Genomic DNA, 16,512 nt, shown 5'->3' on the forward strand with positions numbered 1-16,512 from the left:
TGGTCACAATTGGCTGTCAATGCACGCACGATTGAAACCAGCAGTTTCGCTCTATAGCAACAGGGTTTTTCGAAAGGTAATGGAACGCGGTCCTGTTGCATCCAATGCTACGATCAAAGCTCGAGTCACCAATCAACTCTGGAAAAAAGGAATCATCATGACCATGACCAAAGCTATCTTCGCAGCAGCCCTGTGCTTCGGCCTGGCCGCTTGCAGCACGACCGACACCTCGAATTCCAGCGGCGCCACCGACAGCTCGGCAACCGGCTCGAGCACCACGTCGGGCAGCAGCTCGATGGATTCGGGCACCGCGGGCTCCAGCACTTCGGGTACCAGCTCGTCCGGTTCGACCAATTCGAGCCAGTGGAACCAGAACGGCACCACGTCGCCGACGGCAACGCCGGGCACTTCGCCCAGCAACCCGAGCAACGCGGACGACAACTCGGTGAAAAAGTAAGCACCCCTGCAATGAAAAATGGCCTGCGCATGCAGGCCATTTTTTTTGGTGCCCACCCGCCGGCAAGACCCTTGGCAAACGACGCTATGCCGCGTGCACCAGCCCGTGAAGCCAATGCCGCACCAACCCAACGACGGTCACGTCCCATGCACCCGTTCGCCGTCCACCGCCAGCCGGTAGCGCAGCTTGGTGCGCTCGCCTTTCGCATACGTGGCGTACCACGGCGGGATCGGCACCTCTTCCACGAACGTGCAGCCGATCCGCTCCAGCGCGCGCCGACAGCCGGCGTTGTCCGGCGTGGTGGTGATCCACACGGCGCTCAGGCCGAGATGCGCCGCTTCCGGCAGAAGCGCCCGCACGGCCTGCCCGGCAAATCCCCGCCCGCGAAACGCCGCGTCGACGGCAAAGCCGATGTGCCCGAGCAGGTGCGTGTACACGTGCGAGTGACCATCGCGCAGGCTGATCGTGCCGACAGGCTCGCCGTCGGCCATGATGTGCCAGCGCCAGGCCCGCACGCCCCAGGGCGAACTGGCGGCGGTGTAGGCGGCATGCAGCAAGAGCGTCACCTCGGTGGCGCATGCTTGCGGGGTTGCTTCGGCGGTGTGTGACAAGATCGGACAGGATCGGACAGGATCGGCGGCAGAACGTAACGAGCCGCCAGCTTACCACCGGCATCGGCATTGCACTCTTGTCGCACGCCCCCATTTGCGGCAAGATCGCTCTTTGTGCCGCAAATCCATCGATGTTTACATCATCTTTCAACAATATTAACAAACAGCTGCTTTTGCTGCAGCTCGCGCTCGCGCCTGCGGCAGCCATTGCGCTGCCGTCACAAAAGCCGCTCGGTGCACCGCTGGCCACGTTGATCAACGCATATCGCGCCGCGCCCGGCACCTGCGCCGGCACGCCGGCCGCTCCCATGCCACCGCTTGCCGTGGAAGCCGCGTTGTCGCAGATCCGCATCGTTTCCGGGACATTCCTCGAACCGGCGCTGGAACAGGCCGGATACCCGGTCGAGCATGCCGAAGCACTGTTCATTTCCGGCGCCGCCGACGCGGCCGAGGCCATGCAGGCGCTGCGCGAGAAATACTGCACGCGCCTCCTGGGCACGGAAGTTTCCGCCGTCGGCACGATCCGCGTGGCCGACGGCTGGCACGTGGTGCTGGCGCGCCCCGAGCGGCGCGAACTGCCGGCACCGGAAGGCATCGGCGAGGAAACGCTGGCGGCCGTGAATGCCGCTCGCGCCACGCCGCGCCAGTGCGGCGATGAACGATTCGGTCCCGCGCCGCCGCTGCGCCTGAACCGCGCCCTCGATGTGGCCGCCCGGTCGCACAGCGAATACATGGCGCAGGTGCGCTGGTTCCAGCACCAGCAAAAGAACGGCAGCGTGGTGGGCGACCGGGCGCTGCGCGCCGGTTACCGCTGGCGCACGATCGGCGAGAACATCGCCTCCGGCCAGCGCACCGCGCAGGAAGCCGTGCAGGGCTGGCTCGACAGCCCGGGCCACTGCGCCAACATCATGAACGCCGCGTTCGTGGAAATGGGCGTCGGCTATGCCGTCAACCCGGCGCGCGGCACGCTGTACTGGACCCAGGTACTCGCGCGCTGACGGATCGGTCGTCATCACAGCGAATTGCGCACATCCTTCACGGCCTGCGCCGCCGCGCGGGCAATCTCGGCGATGTCCTGGTCGCGCCGCCGGTCGAGCCAGCGCACCACGCCCCCCAGCAGCCACCACGCGGGCAGCGCCGCGACCACCAGCATGGGCACGCCCACGATGGCCACGCCGAGCGACGCATCGATGCCGCACAGCGCCATCACCGACCCGGCGGAAACAAACAGCGTGGGCCACCACGAATGCACCGCAGCCAGCAGGAATGGCCCGGCAATGGCGGCCATGGCGATCGCGCAGGTGAAACGCACCCACCCCTCGCGGCGCGTGCGGGGCCACATGAACAGGAACGTCAACGCACACGCGAGGGCGCCGGCCAGCAACGGCGCCGCAAAGATTGTGAGAAGCGCGCTGCCGGCTGCGCCGAGTTCGATGGTCATGGTGCCTGGTCTCCTGGTGTGTTTCGCCGGCCCGGTGTTGTTTTTGATTGCTTGAGTGAACGCAAATAAACATCAGGCCGCTTGCAACCGACTTTAGCAAATGCTATATTCCGAGTCAAGCGTTTGCTAATCTATCGAAACCACCCATCGATTCAACAGATTTCATGAACATCTATCAACACCGACGAGAGCGGCTCAATGCCCTGATCCGCGACCAATATGACGGCATCCGCAAGGTGCTGGCCGATGCCAGCGGCTGGAGCGAGGCGCGCCTGTCCCAGATCCTGTCTTCCACCTACCGCGAAGGCCGGGCCTTCAGCGAAAAGATCGCCCGCAAGCTGGAAAGCGACCTGGCGTTGCCGGCCATGTTCTTCGATCACGGCGCGATCGCACCGGCCGAGGATGCATCGCTGGCGCCGGTATTCCTGCGCGTGCGCCCGATCGATGCGCACAGTCATGGCATCGTGCAGATCCGGCGCGTGCGACTGCGGCTTTCCGCCGGCATCGTCGGTTTCGCGGTCGAGCCCGACGAAGAAGCGGGCGGCTCCTTCAGCGTGGAAACCGAATGGCTGGCGCGCAACCGCTTCGCCCCGGAAGACCTGATCGCCCTCGAAGTAACGGGAGAAAGCATGGAGCCGCGCCTGCATCGCGGCGACCTCGTGGTGGTGAACACGGCCGACAAGTCGCCGGCCGACGGCCAGGTATTCGCCGTCAACTACGAAGGCGAGGCGGTGGTGAAGCGGCTCCTGCGCGATGCGGGCCACTGGTGGCTCACCTCCGACAACCCCGACCAGCGACGCTTTCCCCGCAAGCTGTGCGATGGCGTCACGTGCCTGCTGATCGGCCGCGTGGTGATGAAGAAAAGCGAGAACATCTGATGGCGGAACGCCGCCTCGCCTGCGCGTTCGTCGATGGCGTGGACAACGCCGGCACGCAGTCGCTGCACTTCATTGGCGGCGCGCCCGACCGTATCCGGCTGGAAGGGCCCGGCGCCGTCGGCGAACTGTGCATCTGGGTGGTGGTCGAAGCCCGCATGGCGGCGCCGCTGCGCAAGCTGGCGCTGTCGCTGCGGGCGCACGGCCAGGAAATCGACTGGATCACCTACGAAGACGCAGCCGTGGCGGCCCCCGCCGGTCGCCCCGAGGCCACGTATGTCGTCGACCACATCTTTACCATTCCCCACTGGCTCACGTTCCGCGATTGCGTCTTCGAAGTGCGCGCCGCCGGCGACAACGCCCCGATCGGCAGCGCCACGCTCACATTGGAGCTGCCCCCGCCGTTCTAAGCCGCCTTGCGCTCCTGCAGCGGCATTTCATCACGCCCCCATCGCTGGTTCAGCCAGCGCCGCGCCGGCCTTTCCACGAGGTGGAATGACAGCATGCCCAGACATAGCGACAGCAGGAGACCGGCGATGCGCTGGTGCCACGCATCGCCGCCGAAGAGGTAGGCCGGCTGCTGCCACAGATACAATGAATACGACCACAGGCCCAGCATCCGCAGTGGCTGCCAAGACAGCACGCGCTGCACGATCGGGGCCGTCGAAGGCAACAGGTTCACGGCCAGTGCGAACAGCAGGCCACCCGCGTAGGTCTGCACCAGCACTGGCACCGACCACCATTGCGTGAGCAGCGCCGCACCGAAGATTGCGCACCACGCCGGCGCAGGCACCGCGATCCGGCGCGCGCCGATGGCCAGGTACAGGAACGCAGACGCGCACAGGGTGAATGCCGCCACCTCGGTATGCAGCAGCATGCCGGTCAGCGCCCGCCCGTCGTAATGGCGCACATACCAGATACCCGCCGCGATGCTGGCCCCCAGGCACAGCGCAACGGCCAGCAGCATCCGCCTGCCGGACCGCCCCACGGCGACCGCCAGTGCCGCCAGCAGCAGGTAGCTGTGCTCTTCCACGCACAGGGACCAGAAATGCCCTACCGGCAGCACCGCGCGTCCCAGCTCGCCGGGAAAATAATTGAACGTGAAGGTGGCGGCGGCCAGCAGTTCGGCCCACGACACTGGCATGCCCAGCATCGCGCAGACCAGCACCACGGTCACGAGAAACACGTACGCGGCGGGGAAGATGCGGGCGATGCGCCGGCGCAGGAACTGACCGGCCGGCACGCGCTGCGTGATCAGTAGCCGCACCATCAGGAAACCGGACAGCGCGAAAAACAGCCGCACGCCGACGGCTCCCATGTTCATCCCTGGCACCGGCAGGAAGTGGCCGACCAGCAGCAACAGGATCGCCAGCCCGCGCCAACCGTCGAGATATGTAAGCTGTTCCGCGCGCATGCACTCTCCAGAAGAATTGAACATCGGTGTTGTTGCGCGTGGCGAGGAAGATGGCACCGGCCCTAGCCGCCCTGGCAGCACGCCGTGCCGGCCGGCCCCCTTTAATGTCCAATCGCATTGCAAGTCGCACAGCAAGACAATTGTCATTTTTTATTTGATTATTGGCAAGTTCCTGGACTTCCGGTGTTGTATCCAAAGCGCCTGGCATGACACGAGTTTTGAAAAACACATCCGATCAACCACGTGACTAATGCAGGCACGCCAGCCAACGATCGGAAATTTTCCGCTACCGTTGCCCGATGAGCATACGATTCGCAATCTCCCTGGCCTGCCTGCTCGCGGGCGTGCATTGGGCACCTGACGCGGCGCACGCGGCGCAACCCTACAAGCCCGAGGCCCCGTCCCTCGCGCCGAATTTGCAGGGGCGGCTCGAGCGCCCGTTGCGCTACCGGCCCGAAGGCGCGGACTTCGTGATCGACGATGGCCGCGAATTCTTCAACCGCCCGCTTTATGGCGGCAACACGGCGTTCCGCGTCGACGGCGGCGACCGGCCGGAATTCGCGCTGTACCTGCCGGGCCGCGGTGGCAACCTGAGGCTGGGCGTGCGCACCGCGGCCAGCACCTTGTGGCTGCACGAGGCACGCAGCGTGCAGGCGCGCTACCGCCCCGGCGAGCTGCATTACGAGATCGCCGATGCCGCGCTGGGCGCAACCGGGCGGCTGAAAGTGGCGGCGGTAGCCTATGCCGCCACCGAGGGTCTGGCGGTGGAAGTGCGTGGCGAGGGCCTGCCGGCGGATGCGGAACTGGTATTCGCCTTCGGCCCCGGCAACGGCCAGCGTGGGCGCCGTGACGGCGACATCGGCACCGAGCGCGTGCCCATCGGCGAATACTTCCAGTTCACGCCGGCCTTTGCGCGCGGCGCGAAGTTCGATATGACGGGCAATGGCTTCACGGTCGTCACGCCGAAGGCCACGATCAGCGCCACCGCCAGCCTGCCGGCGCAAATGGGCAAGGCCGATGCCAGCCAGTGGAACGCCCTGCCCGCCCTGCTGTCGTCACGCGCGGCAAGCGATGAACACGTGGCTGTCGGCCGCGTGCCGCTGGGCACGCAACCCGTGCACCTGGCCCTGCAGGTCACCGCGCGCGAACAGCCGAAGGAAGGGGCGCGCGAACTTTCCGTGTATCGCGAAGCGGGCGCCAGCGCGGAGACGAAAAGACCGCAAGCGCTGCTGCCCCGCTTCGCGCCAGCCGAGCTGCCGCAACGCTTTGCCGACGCCACGCGCCACTTCGCGCAGCTGCGCAACCAAGTGCGCATCGACACGCCCGACCCTTACCTGAACGCGGCGATGGGCGCGTTGAACGTGGCCGCGGACGCCGTGTGGGACGATACCCAGCAAGCCATCATGCACGGCGCCGTGGCATGGCGCAGCAGGCTGCTGGGCTGGCGCGGCCCGTATGCGCTCGATGCGCTGGGCTGGCACGACCGCTTCCGCCGCAATGCCGACGGGTGGACCGTGCAGCAGAACACGACGCCCGTCTCCACCAAGGTGCCGCCGCCCGAACAGGCCACGAACCTGGCCCGCAACCGCGCGGGCATGCACACGAACGGCAACCTCACGCAGTCGCACTACGACATGAACATCGGTTTCGTCGATGCGGTAATGCGCCACCTTCTGTGGACCGGCGACATGGATTACGCCCGCGCCGTGTGGCCCGTGCTGGAGCGCCACCTGGCGTGGGAACGCCGCCTGTTCCGCCGCGAGTTCGGCCCGTCGAAACTGCCGCTGTACGATGCCTACGCCGCCATCTGGGCCAGCGACGACCTGTTCTACAACGGCGGCGGCGCCACCCACACCACCGCCTACAACGCCTGGCACAACGCGATGGCCGCGCGCATCACGACAATGATCGGCAAGGACCCGGCACCGTACGAAGCGGAAGCGCAGGCGATCCACCATGCGATGCGCGAGCAGCTGTGGATGCCGGAGCGCGGCGCGTTCGCCGAATACCGCGACGCGCTCGGCCAGCAACTGCTGCACCCCAGCTACGCCGTATGGAGCTTCTACCACACGCTCGATTCGCGGGTGCCCACACGCTTCGAAGCGGCGCGCATGGCGGCCGACCTGGACCGCCACCTGCGCCCCATCCCCGTGCGCGGCCCCGGCGTGCCGGCCGACCGGCCCTACGCGGTGCTGCCCACGTCGGACTGGATGCCCTACACGTGGTCGATCAACAACGTGGTCATGTCCGAGAACCTGCACACGGCGCTCGCCTACTGGCAGGCCGGCCGCGCCGAAACCGCGTTCACGCTGGCGAAAGGCGCGCTGCTGGCCAGCCTGTACATGGGCATCAGCCCGGGCAATATCGGCAGCATGAATTACCTCGACGTGTACCGCCGCGAATCGCAGCGCGACTTCGCCGATGGTTCGGGCGTGATGTCGCGCGCGCTCGTCGAAGGCCTGTTCGGCGTGCAGCCCGACGCGCTGGCCGGCGTGCTCACCGTGCGCCCCGGCCTGCCGCGCGCCTGGCACCATGCGCGCCTCGACCACCCGGACGTGGGCGTTGCCTACCGCCGCGACGGCAACCGCGAAACATGGCAGATCAGCCAGAACGGCAAGCGCTTCAGGCAGTTGTCGCTGCAGGTGCCGGCACGCGCCGGCAAGGTGGCCGGCGTGACGGTGGACGGCAAGCCGGCGCGCTGGCAAGCCGAGGCCGACGCGGTCGACACGCCACGCCTGCTCGTCGACGTGCCGCTGGGCGCCGCCGCGAAGATCGACATCGCCTGGCGCGGCGAAACCATCCACGGCGACCGTGCCGCGCCGGCCGGCCCCGAACCGCGCGAAGGGTTCACCCAGGTGCGCCAGGGTGACTTCACCTGGTGGCGCCCTGCTGCACGACCGGCTCCGGAAACCGCGTGCACGCTCGAAGGCCCGGGGTGGACAGCCGGGCCGCCCGTGCGCCCGCGCCACGTCGACCTGGCGGGCGCCTTCAACGACCGCGTGACGGAACTGTTCAAGCCCTTCAAGTACCTGTCGCCCCGCTCGCCGCACGTGACGCTGGCCCTGCCCGCGCAAGGCGCCGGCGCCTGGGCCGGCCACGTCAACGACCTGCCCCGGCTCGACGACGCCGGCCTGCGCGCGCTCGGCGGCACGCTGCGCCTGCCGAACGGGCTGACGTTCGCCACGCCCGCCAGCGGCGCCAACGTCGTCTTTACTTCGCAGTGGGACAACTACCCGCGCGCCGTTACCGTGCCGCTGTCCGGCCGGGCCCCGCGCGCCTTCCTGCTGATGGCCGGCTCCACGAACCACATGCAAAGCCGCATCGACAATGGCGAGATCGTGGTGACCTACACGGACGGCACCGCGGCCCGCACGCCGCTGCGCAACCCGGACAACTGGTGGCCGATCGAGCGCGACTACTTCCTGGACGATTACCAGTTCCGGCTGTGCGGGACACTGCCCGTGCGCGTGGACCTGCAATCGGCCCGGGTGCACGTGCCCGACCCGGCCACCTTCAAGGGCACGGCCCGCGAAGCCATCGACGGCGGCGCGGCCACCGTGCTGACAGTGCCGCTCGATGCCGGCAAGACGCTGCAAAGCGTGACGGTGCGCGCGCTGGCCAACGACGTGGTCATCGGCCTGATGGGCCTGACGCTGGACAAGTGATGCCCGCCCGCCTGGTACGCCTGCCCGCTTGATACGCCCGCCCGGCTGGTGTCTGACACTATTTTTCGGACGCTTCACCCGGAAAATAGTGTCAGACACCGGTTTTCGCCTGCTCTTGCCGACACATCAGCCGAAAACCGGAGTCCGGCACCGAAAAGCCGGTGTCCGACACCAGGCTGCCTGCGCCGCTGGCACCGCCACCGCCACAATCCCATTCACTTTCCCTGATCCCGCCCCCTGTCCCGCCAGCGCCCTGCCCCTCCCGGCACGGCCCAAGCCGTGGGAATAACAAGTCCCTCGTTACAAATCGCGCCGCAGACCACACTTGGCACGCCGGCTTGATGCGAATTATCAACAAATATATTTCTTCTATATATTTTTGATTGCCGCCCATCCATATCGGTCGCTATGATCTTTTTTTTATTTTCTTAAAGAAAGAATCATTATCATGAAGAACGCAATCATTGGCGGTTTTGTGGCCGTGGCACTGTCCGGCTGCGCCAGCATCATGGCGGGCAGCACCCAGCCGATCAGCATCCAGAGCGTTCCCGAAGGCGCCACCGTTTCGGTCACCAACCGCGCCGGCCAGAAAATCCACACGGGCGTCACACCGGTCACGCTCACACTCAATCGTGGCGCGGGCTATTTCAAATCGGAAGTCTATAAAGTGGTCGTCAAAAAAGATGGTTTCCGCGACCGCGAGCTCACGCTCAACAGCAATGTCAATGGCTGGTATATCGCCAATATCGTATTTGGCGGCCTGATCGGCATGGTGGCCGTGGATCCAGCCACCGGGGCAATGTATTCGTTCCCTGAATCGGTGACCGCGACCCTGGACGCGGGCGAGGAAAAAGTGGCGGGCGCGGCACCGTTGAAGATCGTGTCCACGACCGAACTGTCCGCCGAAGTGATGCAGCAGGCCCGCCTCGTTGGCGGCCTTCAGTAACAGCATCGCCAGCAGCAACGCCATGTGTGCGTTCCCTGCGACACCCATACAACGGGGTATCGCACCACCAAGGTGCATGGTGTAAGCTGACCGCGGTAAACGCTGAGATATCCGCGCGAAAGGTCGGCACCCGCATGAAGATCGTTCCCTGTAGCTCCACCGCGCAGGAAGGCTGGCTGGCCCTCCGGCAGGCCCTGTGGCCCGTCGGTCCGCCGGCCGAGCACCTGCTTGAAATGCAGGCCCTGCTCGACGAGCCGGGCCGATTTGTGCAGTACATGGCCTACGAGGCGGACGGCACGCCGGCCGGCTTCGTGGAAGCGGCGCTGCGCACCGACTACGTGAACGGCACGGATAAATCGCCGGTCGCCTTCCTGGAAGGCCTCTACGTGGCGCCCCAGTCCCGCCGCAACGGGGTGGCTACCTTGCTGGTGGCCACCATCGTCGCGTGGGCGCAGGCGGTGGGCTGCGAGGAACTGGCCGCCGATGCCCTGCTGGACAACGAAGCCAGCCAGGCGATGCATCGCGCGCTGGGTTTCGAGGAAACCGAGCGGGTGGTGTTCTTCCGCAAGCTGATCTGACGGCCCAGTCCGCCGCGCTGTCCGCCGCACCACCCGCGGGTGTATCCTCCCGTCCTGTTTTCAGCAACCATGGACGAAAGCCATCCGCATGAGTAGCCCAATCTCCGCTTCCCCCGCTCCCGTTTCCCCTGCATCTCCCACCTCCGCCGCCGCCACGGAGGTCCGCTGGGGCCTGGCGATCGACACCGAACGCTGCATCGGCTGCCATGCCTGTTCCGTGGCCTGCAAGGTCGAGAATTCCGTGTACCTTGGCGCGTTCCGCACGAAAGTGTATTACCACGACTACCGCGGCAAGGATGCCGTGGGAAAGAGCACGATGCGGCGCGCCTTCCTGCCCACGCTGTGCATGCAGTGCGAGGACGCGCCCTGCCTCACCGCCTGCCCCACCGAATCGATCCGGCGCGACGCAGACGGCGTGGTGCGCATCGACACGGAAAGCTGCGACCGCTCGCGCGACTGCATCAGCGCCTGCCCGTATGGCGCGATCCACATCGACCCGGTGGCCCAGGTGGCCGACAAGTGCGACCTGTGCAGCCACCGCCTGGAGGCGGGCATGCAGCCGGCCTGCGTGGAGGCCTGCCCTACCGAGGTCCTCGTGTTCGGCAACGAGAACGATCCGGCCAGCGCCATCAGCCGCTTCCGCGCGCGCCACCAGGCCGAGCTCACGGTGCTGAAGGCCGAGGAAAAGACGCGCCCCGCCGTGCACTACCGCGGCATCGGCAGCGTGGTGCCGCGCGCCATGGAACGCAAGCTCCCCAAGGGCCGTAACCATGATCCGTTCACGTACGAGGTCGACACCTGGTCCGAACTGCGCGCCGATTACGGCACGGGGAGCAAATGATGGAACGCCGCCAGTTCATCAAGTCGGGCATGGGTGCTCTCGCCACCCTCGCCGTCGGCGAAACCATCCTGCTCACCGCCACCGAGGCTTCCGCGGCGGTCACCGAGCCGTTGAACTACGCGCCCGCCGCTGACGGCACGCTGCAGAAGGTGCGCCCGGACTACAGCAAGGCGAAGTCCGTCAAGAGCGTGTGCCTGAACTGCTCCACCGTGTGCGGCATCGAAGGCTTCGTGCAGGACGGCCGCGTGGTCAAGATCCGCGGCAACCCGCTCGACCCGAACCTGGGCAGCTTCATGACGTGCGCGAAAGGCCAGAGCGGCCCCACGATCAACAGTTATCCGGAGCGCCTAATATATCCGATGAAGCGCGTGGGCAAGCGCGGCGAAGGGCTGTGGAAGCGCATCACGTGGGACGAGGCCTATGCCGAGATGGCCACGCGCATCCAGCGCTGCATCGACGACGGCCATCCGGAACGCGTGGCGATCCACCAGGGCCGCTCGCGCTATGAATCGGAAACGTCGCGCTTCCTGAACGCGATCGGCTCGCCCGTGCTGCTGAACCACCGCGCGCTGTGCTCGTCGAACAAGCGCGCCGCCAACTACGTGAGCCTGGGCGAAACGGACTGGGAATCGATCGATGCGGAACGCTGCCGCTACTTCCTCAACTTCGGCGCCAATTTCTTCGAGGCGCACCAGGGTGGCCTGCACCTGGTCAAGCGGGTGACGAAGGCGCGCTTCGACCATGGCGCCAAGCTGGTCACGTTCGACGTGCGCCTGTCCAACACGGCGGGCCGCAGCGACGAATGGTTCCAGCCCTTCCCCGGCACCGAGGGGGCGATCGCGCTGGCGATGGCGCACGTGATCCTGCGCGACAACCTGCACGACCGCGATTTCATGGCCGATTTCGTGCAGCCGGGGGAAAAGCAGCTGCGCACCTGGCTTGCCGGCTACACGCCCGCCTGGGCACAGAAGCTTTCCGGCGTGCCCGCCAGGGACATCGAACGGCTCGCCACCGAATTCGCCGCCGCGAAGCCGGCGGTGGCGGCCTTCACGAACCGCGGCACGGGCGCCCACTACAACGGCTTCAATGCCGAGCGCGCGGTCGTCATGCTGAACGCGCTCGTCGGTGCCATCGGCGTGCCGGGCGGTTATTGCTATGGCCTGGACGAGAAGCTGTCGCCGGGCCGCTATCCGGCGCCGCAGCCGGCGCCGCCGAAGGTCACGATCCGCACCGACCTGGAAGACCCGCCCGAATGGCCGCTGGCGAACCGCTGGCAAAAGATGAAGGTGGGCCAGGTGGTCTATGACTACCTGAAGCAGGGCCGCGCGCGCCTGGACGTGTACATCAGCTACACGATCGTTTCGCCGATGACGTGGCCCGAAGGCCGCGCCACCGCCACCGAGGTGCTGTGCGACGAAAAGCTCATTCCGTTCCATGCCTGCTCGGACATCATCTATTCCGAGATGGCGCACTACGCCGACCTGATCCTGCCGGATGCCACGTACCTGGAACGGTGGGGCATGGACATCCGCAATAACCTCGAACTGCAGCACTACGTGATGCTGCGCCAGCCGATGGTGCCGCCGCCGGGCGAAACGGTGTCGTTCCCGGACGTGCTGTTCAACATCGGCAAGCGCCTCGGCCCCGCGCAGGCGAAATACTTCGCCTTCGGCACGCACGAGGACTACGTGCGCGAACAGTGTTCGAAGCTGCCCCGCACGGGCCCGGACGGCAAGCAGTTCGCCAGCGGCTTCGACTACATGAAGCACTACGGCGTGCACGTGGACACGAGCCAGCCCAAGGCTTACCACGTCTACCGCCGCCAGCTCGATGCCGCGCAGCTGGCCGGCACCCGCGTGGACGAAGCGACGGGCTGCATCATGAAGGCCGACAAACCGGGCGGCAAGGAACGCGCCATCGGCCTGGTGGTGCGCGGCCAGCCGCTGCGCGGGTTCGCCACGCCATCGCGCCGCTTCGAGATCCACGCGCCGGAAGTGGCGCAGGTGGCCGCCACCGCCGGCATGAAGGATGATGGCATGCCCGCCTTCCACCCCGTGCCCGGCCTGGAGAGGCTGCCGCGCGACCGCTTCGTGCTCACGTCGTTCAAGTGGAACGTTCACACGCAAGGGCGCACCGCATCGCAGAAATACCTGGCCGAGATCGTGCACGACAACCCCATGTGGATCCACCCGTCGGTCGCCGCGCGCATCGGCGCGAAGTCGGGCGACATGGTGGAGCTGACGACCTACCGGCCCCGCTCGGGCACTGTCGGGGACCAGGCGTTCAAGGCTTCGGCCACGGGCAAGGAAGAGGTGGTCGGGCGCGCCCGCATCCGCGTGTTCGTGACCGAGGGCATTCACCCGAAGGTGCTGGCCGTGTCGAATTCACTGGGCTGGAAGTTCGGCGGCCGTTCTACGCAGGGCCGCTCCGGCGATCGCGATGCCTTGCTGGATGCGTCCGGCCAGGGCGGCGTGCGCCCTGCCCTGTCGACCGCACCGGCCACCGACGATCTGCGCAACGGCGTATGGTGGGACGAGCGGCGCGGCGGGCGCGGCAACGGCGTGAACATCAATGCCATCCTGCCCGTGAATCCGGGGCCGCTGGTGGGGATGCAGGCGTGGTTCGATACGGTGTGCAGCGTGCGCAAGGTGTGATGGACGGGGCGCCACCCTGTGGCGCCCCGGCGAAGGCCCCCTCCCGTGGCTATTGCAAATAAGATATCATCCTCCCGCAGCGTTACGGCGGCGCATTCCGCCGCCTTCCATTCCCAGCCACGCCAGCCGTCACCGAATGTCCCTCCAAACGGCCCTGCAATCGACGGAAACAAAGCTGAACACCCTGATCGTGAAGGGCATGGCAGGCGATGAGGGCGCGTACCGGGCCTTCCTGCAGCTGGCCGCCACGCACCTGCGCGCGTTCCTCCGGCGCCGCATGCAGAAATGGCCGGACGAGGTGGAAGACCTCGTCCAGGAATCGCTGCTCGCGATCCACAACCAGCGCCACACGTATGACCCGGCGGCACCGCTAACATCCTGGATGTATGCGATCACGAAGTACAAGCTGATAGACTGGATGCGCCGGCATGCCCGCCAGGAAGCGCTCAACGATCCGCTCGGCGACGAGCATGAACTGTTTTCCAGCGCGGCAGCGGATGCGGCGGATGCGGGCCGCGACCTGGACAAGGTGCTGACGCTGCTGCCCGAACAGCAGCGCGCGGCCATCCTGCACACGAAGGTGGACGGGTGGTCGGTGCGGGAAACGGCCACCGCACTGCGTATCTCGGAAGCGAGCGTGAAGGTGGCGGTGCACCGGGGCTTGAAGGCGCTCGCGGAAAAACTACGGATGAAATGATGAAAACCGACGATTTCATTACGATGCTGGCCAAGGATGGCACGGTGCGCCGGCGCCCATTCCTCGTCACCTGGTCGCCCGTGGCCGTGGCCATGGTGCTGAGCGCGGTGCTGATGGCAGTCACGCTGGGTGTGCGCCCGCACCTGGAACAGTGGGCCGGCGCACCGCTCTTCTGGCTCAAGTGCGGCTTCGTTGCCGCGCTCGCCGCCGCCGGCCTGCGCGCGGTGCGCATCGCGGCCATTCCCGGAGCGCGCTTCGGCACCCTGCCCTGGCTGCTGGCGGCCCCCGTGGTGCTGATGGCGATCGCCGCCGTGGCCACGCTGCTCGCCACCGATACCGGCGCCCGCGCACAGCAGTTCTGGGGCAGCACGTGGCGCACGTGCCCCCTGCTGATCGCGCTGCTGGCGCTGCCGATCTTCGCGGCCCTGCTGCACGTGATGCGCGGGCTCGCGCCCACCCGGCCCAGGCTTGCCGGCGCCATGGCCGGGTTCGCGGCCGGCGCCACGGCGGCCCTGCTGTACTGCCTGCACTGCCCGGAACTGGCGCCAAGCTTCGTGGCATTCTGGTACCTGCTCGGCATGCTGATTCCCACCGCGGCAGGCGCGCTGGCCGGCCGCGCGGTGCTGGCCTGGTAGGCGCTTTTTTCGTTTTCTCCCGCTTCAAACAAATTTATTTGCATTCCCTTGTAACCAATCGGTGCGTGCCGGCGAATTCACTTGCGTCGGCAGCGTTCCCGTATCCGGGTGCGGCCGGCAGCAACAGCTCCGTCAACCCGCCGATACCCGGCACCGCCATGCAAAGGAATGTCATGAACAAGTTTTCCGCTTTCGCTGAAACCGTCGCGCCCGCTCCTTCGACGAATATCCTACCCGGCCATGCCGCGCGCCGGCCTGCGCTGCGCGCCGCCATCGTCCTCGGGTGCGCACTCGCGGCATCGGGTGCGGCAACGACCGTGCACGCCGACGAAGCGGAATCGGACAGGTTCGCTGCAAGCCGCCCATCCAGCGTGACCGTCAGCGTTACCAACCTCACGCATGCCACCTGGTTCGCGCCGATCCTGGTGGCCGCGCATCACGCGGGTTTCACCGGCTTCAGCGAAGGCAAGCCGGCATCGCCGGCATTGCAGGCCCTGGCGGAAATCGGCGATATCGCGCCGCTCGCCGAAACGCTGCCGGCCGGATCGGCCGCCGTGCTCAATCCCGCCGGCGGCCCGCTCAAGCCGGGCGGCACCACCACGGTGGCCCTGCCCAACCGCAAGGGCGCAAGCAATACCCACTTGTCCATCCTCGCGATGCTGGTGCCCACCAACGATGGCTTTACCGCCTTGAACAGCATCGCGATCCCGACCATGCCGGGCAAGTACGTGTACACGCTCGGCGCCTATGACGCCGGCACGGAAGCCAACGACGAAGCGCGGGCAAGCGCCGCCGGTGTCGGCCAGCCAGGCATGGGCCTGCCGCCGTTCCTCAACGATGCCGATGGCAACCTCGCACCGGACATCTACCCCGACGCGCCCGGCTTTGCCCACGCCAGGCCGGAAGGCTATGTGCATGGGCACCGCGGCATCGTGGGTGGCCCGGCCGGCGGCGACAGCGCGCTGGACCACGTCAGTTACCGGTGGATGAACCCGGTGGCACGCGTGACGCTCACCGTGAAATAAGCCAGGAGGCAAAGCGGGTACCCGGATGACCGGGTACCCGCACAGGCAGACATCGGGTGGAAAACAGGAGGCGGAGCGGGGAGGTTCGCCGCACTTGCGACATCGCGGGAGCGCAATGCGCTGCGGCCCGACCGTGGTGGCGCGAGCCGCACACGTTCAGGCCGGGCGCGGCCAGTCAGCCGCGCCCTGGTCATGCAATGGCTGGACTCAGAAGGTGAACACGGCGTACCCATCCGACACGGCCCGCGCGATGCTCGGCAAGCCGGAAGTCCCCGGCACGCCGTTATCGGTCAACAGATCGAGCCCGGTTTTCTCCACTTCCCCACGCGCGCCGAACACGTCGGCGCAACCGCACGAAACACTCACCACCCTGCCCTCGACCGCCTTGTACAGTGCGTGGACGGGGTGCGCGGGATTGGCCAGCACGCCCGGCCAGCGGGTGCCCGTACCCTGGAAATAAATGCCCACTTCGGTGTCCTGCTGCTGGAAATCGTACGCGGCGGCCAGGCCGTTGAACATGCGGCCCAGCGCTTCTTCGCCAGCGTTCGGGTCGGACAGGATGATGACGACAGCTTTCATGGTGGCTCCTTTCGATGTCCGCCGCAGGATGCAGCGGATGAGGCATTCTAGGAACCAGCGCGTCGTGGAAAAAGCGTGCGGCCGTCAATACAGC

At 66.7% G+C, this 16,512-nt stretch carries 16 protein-coding genes; 11 read left to right on the plus strand and 5 right to left on the minus strand.

Features of this window, described 5'->3' with window-relative positions; all coding sequences use genetic code 11:
• Positions 1–132: 132 nt before the first annotated feature.
• Both EWM63_RS06790 and EWM63_RS06795 read right to left on the minus strand, forming a co-directional pair.
• Positions 133–513, minus strand: a complete 381-nt coding sequence (locus tag EWM63_RS06790; protein WP_130185846.1) for a hypothetical protein — start codon at positions 511–513, stop codon at positions 133–135.
• A gap of 81 nt (positions 514–594) precedes the next feature.
• Positions 595–1,068 (minus strand): GNAT family N-acetyltransferase, encoded by a 474-nt coding sequence (locus EWM63_RS06795; protein WP_165390764.1) that lies wholly within the window; start codon positions 1,066–1,068, stop codon positions 595–597.
• Positions 1,069–1,241: 173 nt separating this feature from the next.
• Here EWM63_RS06795 and EWM63_RS06800 point away from each other — a divergent pair, with 173 nt between their 5' ends.
• Positions 1,242–2,066, plus strand: coding sequence for a CAP domain-containing protein (locus EWM63_RS06800; protein ID WP_165390765.1), 825 nt, complete (start codon positions 1,242–1,244; stop codon positions 2,064–2,066).
• A 14-nt stretch (positions 2,067–2,080) separates the two neighbouring features.
• Here the strand turns inward: EWM63_RS06800 and EWM63_RS06805 are convergent, their stop codons facing one another.
• Positions 2,081–2,509 carry a hypothetical protein gene (locus EWM63_RS06805; RefSeq protein WP_130185849.1) on the minus strand — a complete coding sequence of 143 codons (429 nt, stop codon included), beginning with the start codon at positions 2,507–2,509 and terminating at the stop codon, positions 2,081–2,083.
• A gap of 164 nt (positions 2,510–2,673) precedes the next feature.
• Between EWM63_RS06805 and EWM63_RS06810 the strand changes: the two genes are divergently transcribed.
• Both EWM63_RS06810 and EWM63_RS06815 read left to right on the plus strand, forming a co-directional pair.
• Positions 2,674–3,387, plus strand: a complete 714-nt coding sequence (locus tag EWM63_RS06810) for a S24 family peptidase (RefSeq protein WP_130185850.1) — start codon at positions 2,674–2,676, stop codon at positions 3,385–3,387.
• Positions 3,387–3,794, plus strand: coding sequence for a hypothetical protein (locus tag EWM63_RS06815; protein ID WP_130185851.1), 408 nt, complete (start codon positions 3,387–3,389; stop codon positions 3,792–3,794). The genes EWM63_RS06810 and EWM63_RS06815 overlap by 1 nt, the downstream gene beginning before the upstream one ends.
• Here EWM63_RS06815 and EWM63_RS06820 read toward each other — a convergent pair.
• Positions 3,791–4,798: an acyltransferase family protein gene (locus EWM63_RS06820; protein WP_165390766.1), complete on the minus strand. Its 1,008-nt coding sequence runs from the start codon at positions 4,796–4,798 to the stop codon at positions 3,791–3,793. The two genes, EWM63_RS06815 and EWM63_RS06820, sit on opposite strands and share 4 nt — an antisense overlap.
• Before the next feature lie 299 nt (positions 4,799–5,097).
• Here EWM63_RS06820 and EWM63_RS06825 point away from each other — a divergent pair, with 299 nt between their 5' ends.
• The 8 genes from EWM63_RS06825 (at position 5,098) to EWM63_RS06860 (ending at position 15,839) form a co-directional block, all read left to right on the plus strand.
• On the plus strand, positions 5,098–8,463 hold the full coding sequence (locus EWM63_RS06825) for a DUF4450 domain-containing protein (RefSeq protein WP_130185853.1): 3,366 nt from the start codon (positions 5,098–5,100) through the stop codon (positions 8,461–8,463).
• A 448-nt stretch (positions 8,464–8,911) separates the two neighbouring features.
• Positions 8,912–9,409: a peptidase associated/transthyretin-like domain-containing protein gene (locus EWM63_RS06830; RefSeq protein ID WP_130185854.1), complete on the plus strand. Its 498-nt coding sequence runs from the start codon at positions 8,912–8,914 to the stop codon at positions 9,407–9,409.
• Between the two features lie 134 nt (positions 9,410–9,543).
• The gene (gene aac(6') / locus EWM63_RS06835) at positions 9,544–9,987 is read left to right on the plus strand and encodes an aminoglycoside 6'-N-acetyltransferase (protein WP_130185855.1); all 444 of its coding nucleotides are present in this window, start codon (positions 9,544–9,546) and stop codon (positions 9,985–9,987) included.
• Positions 9,988–10,075: 88 nt separating this feature from the next.
• Positions 10,076–10,828: a 4Fe-4S dicluster domain-containing protein gene (locus EWM63_RS06840; RefSeq protein WP_130185856.1), complete on the plus strand. Its 753-nt coding sequence runs from the start codon at positions 10,076–10,078 to the stop codon at positions 10,826–10,828.
• On the plus strand, positions 10,825–13,482 hold the full coding sequence (locus EWM63_RS06845) for a molybdopterin-containing oxidoreductase family protein (RefSeq protein WP_130185857.1): 2,658 nt from the start codon (positions 10,825–10,827) through the stop codon (positions 13,480–13,482). The genes EWM63_RS06840 and EWM63_RS06845 overlap by 4 nt, the downstream gene beginning before the upstream one ends.
• Before the next feature lie 136 nt (positions 13,483–13,618).
• Positions 13,619–14,179: a sigma-70 family RNA polymerase sigma factor gene (locus tag EWM63_RS06850; protein WP_130185858.1), complete on the plus strand. Its 561-nt coding sequence runs from the start codon at positions 13,619–13,621 to the stop codon at positions 14,177–14,179.
• Positions 14,176–14,814, plus strand: coding sequence for an NrsF family protein (locus tag EWM63_RS06855; RefSeq protein ID WP_229487774.1), 639 nt, complete (start codon positions 14,176–14,178; stop codon positions 14,812–14,814). The genes EWM63_RS06850 and EWM63_RS06855 overlap by 4 nt, the downstream gene beginning before the upstream one ends.
• Positions 14,815–14,987: 173 nt before the next feature.
• The gene (locus tag EWM63_RS06860; protein ID WP_165390767.1) at positions 14,988–15,839 is read left to right on the plus strand and encodes a spondin domain-containing protein; all 852 of its coding nucleotides are present in this window, start codon (positions 14,988–14,990) and stop codon (positions 15,837–15,839) included.
• A 207-nt stretch (positions 15,840–16,046) separates the two neighbouring features.
• Here EWM63_RS06860 and EWM63_RS06865 read toward each other — a convergent pair whose 3' ends face one another.
• Positions 16,047–16,418, minus strand: coding sequence for a DsrE family protein (locus EWM63_RS06865; protein WP_130185860.1), 372 nt, complete (start codon positions 16,416–16,418; stop codon positions 16,047–16,049).
• Positions 16,419–16,512 lie beyond the last annotated feature (94 nt).

It is taken from the genome of Pseudoduganella lutea (genome assembly GCF_004209755.1).
Lineage (GTDB): Bacteria > Pseudomonadota > Gammaproteobacteria > Burkholderiales > Burkholderiaceae_D > Rugamonas > Rugamonas lutea.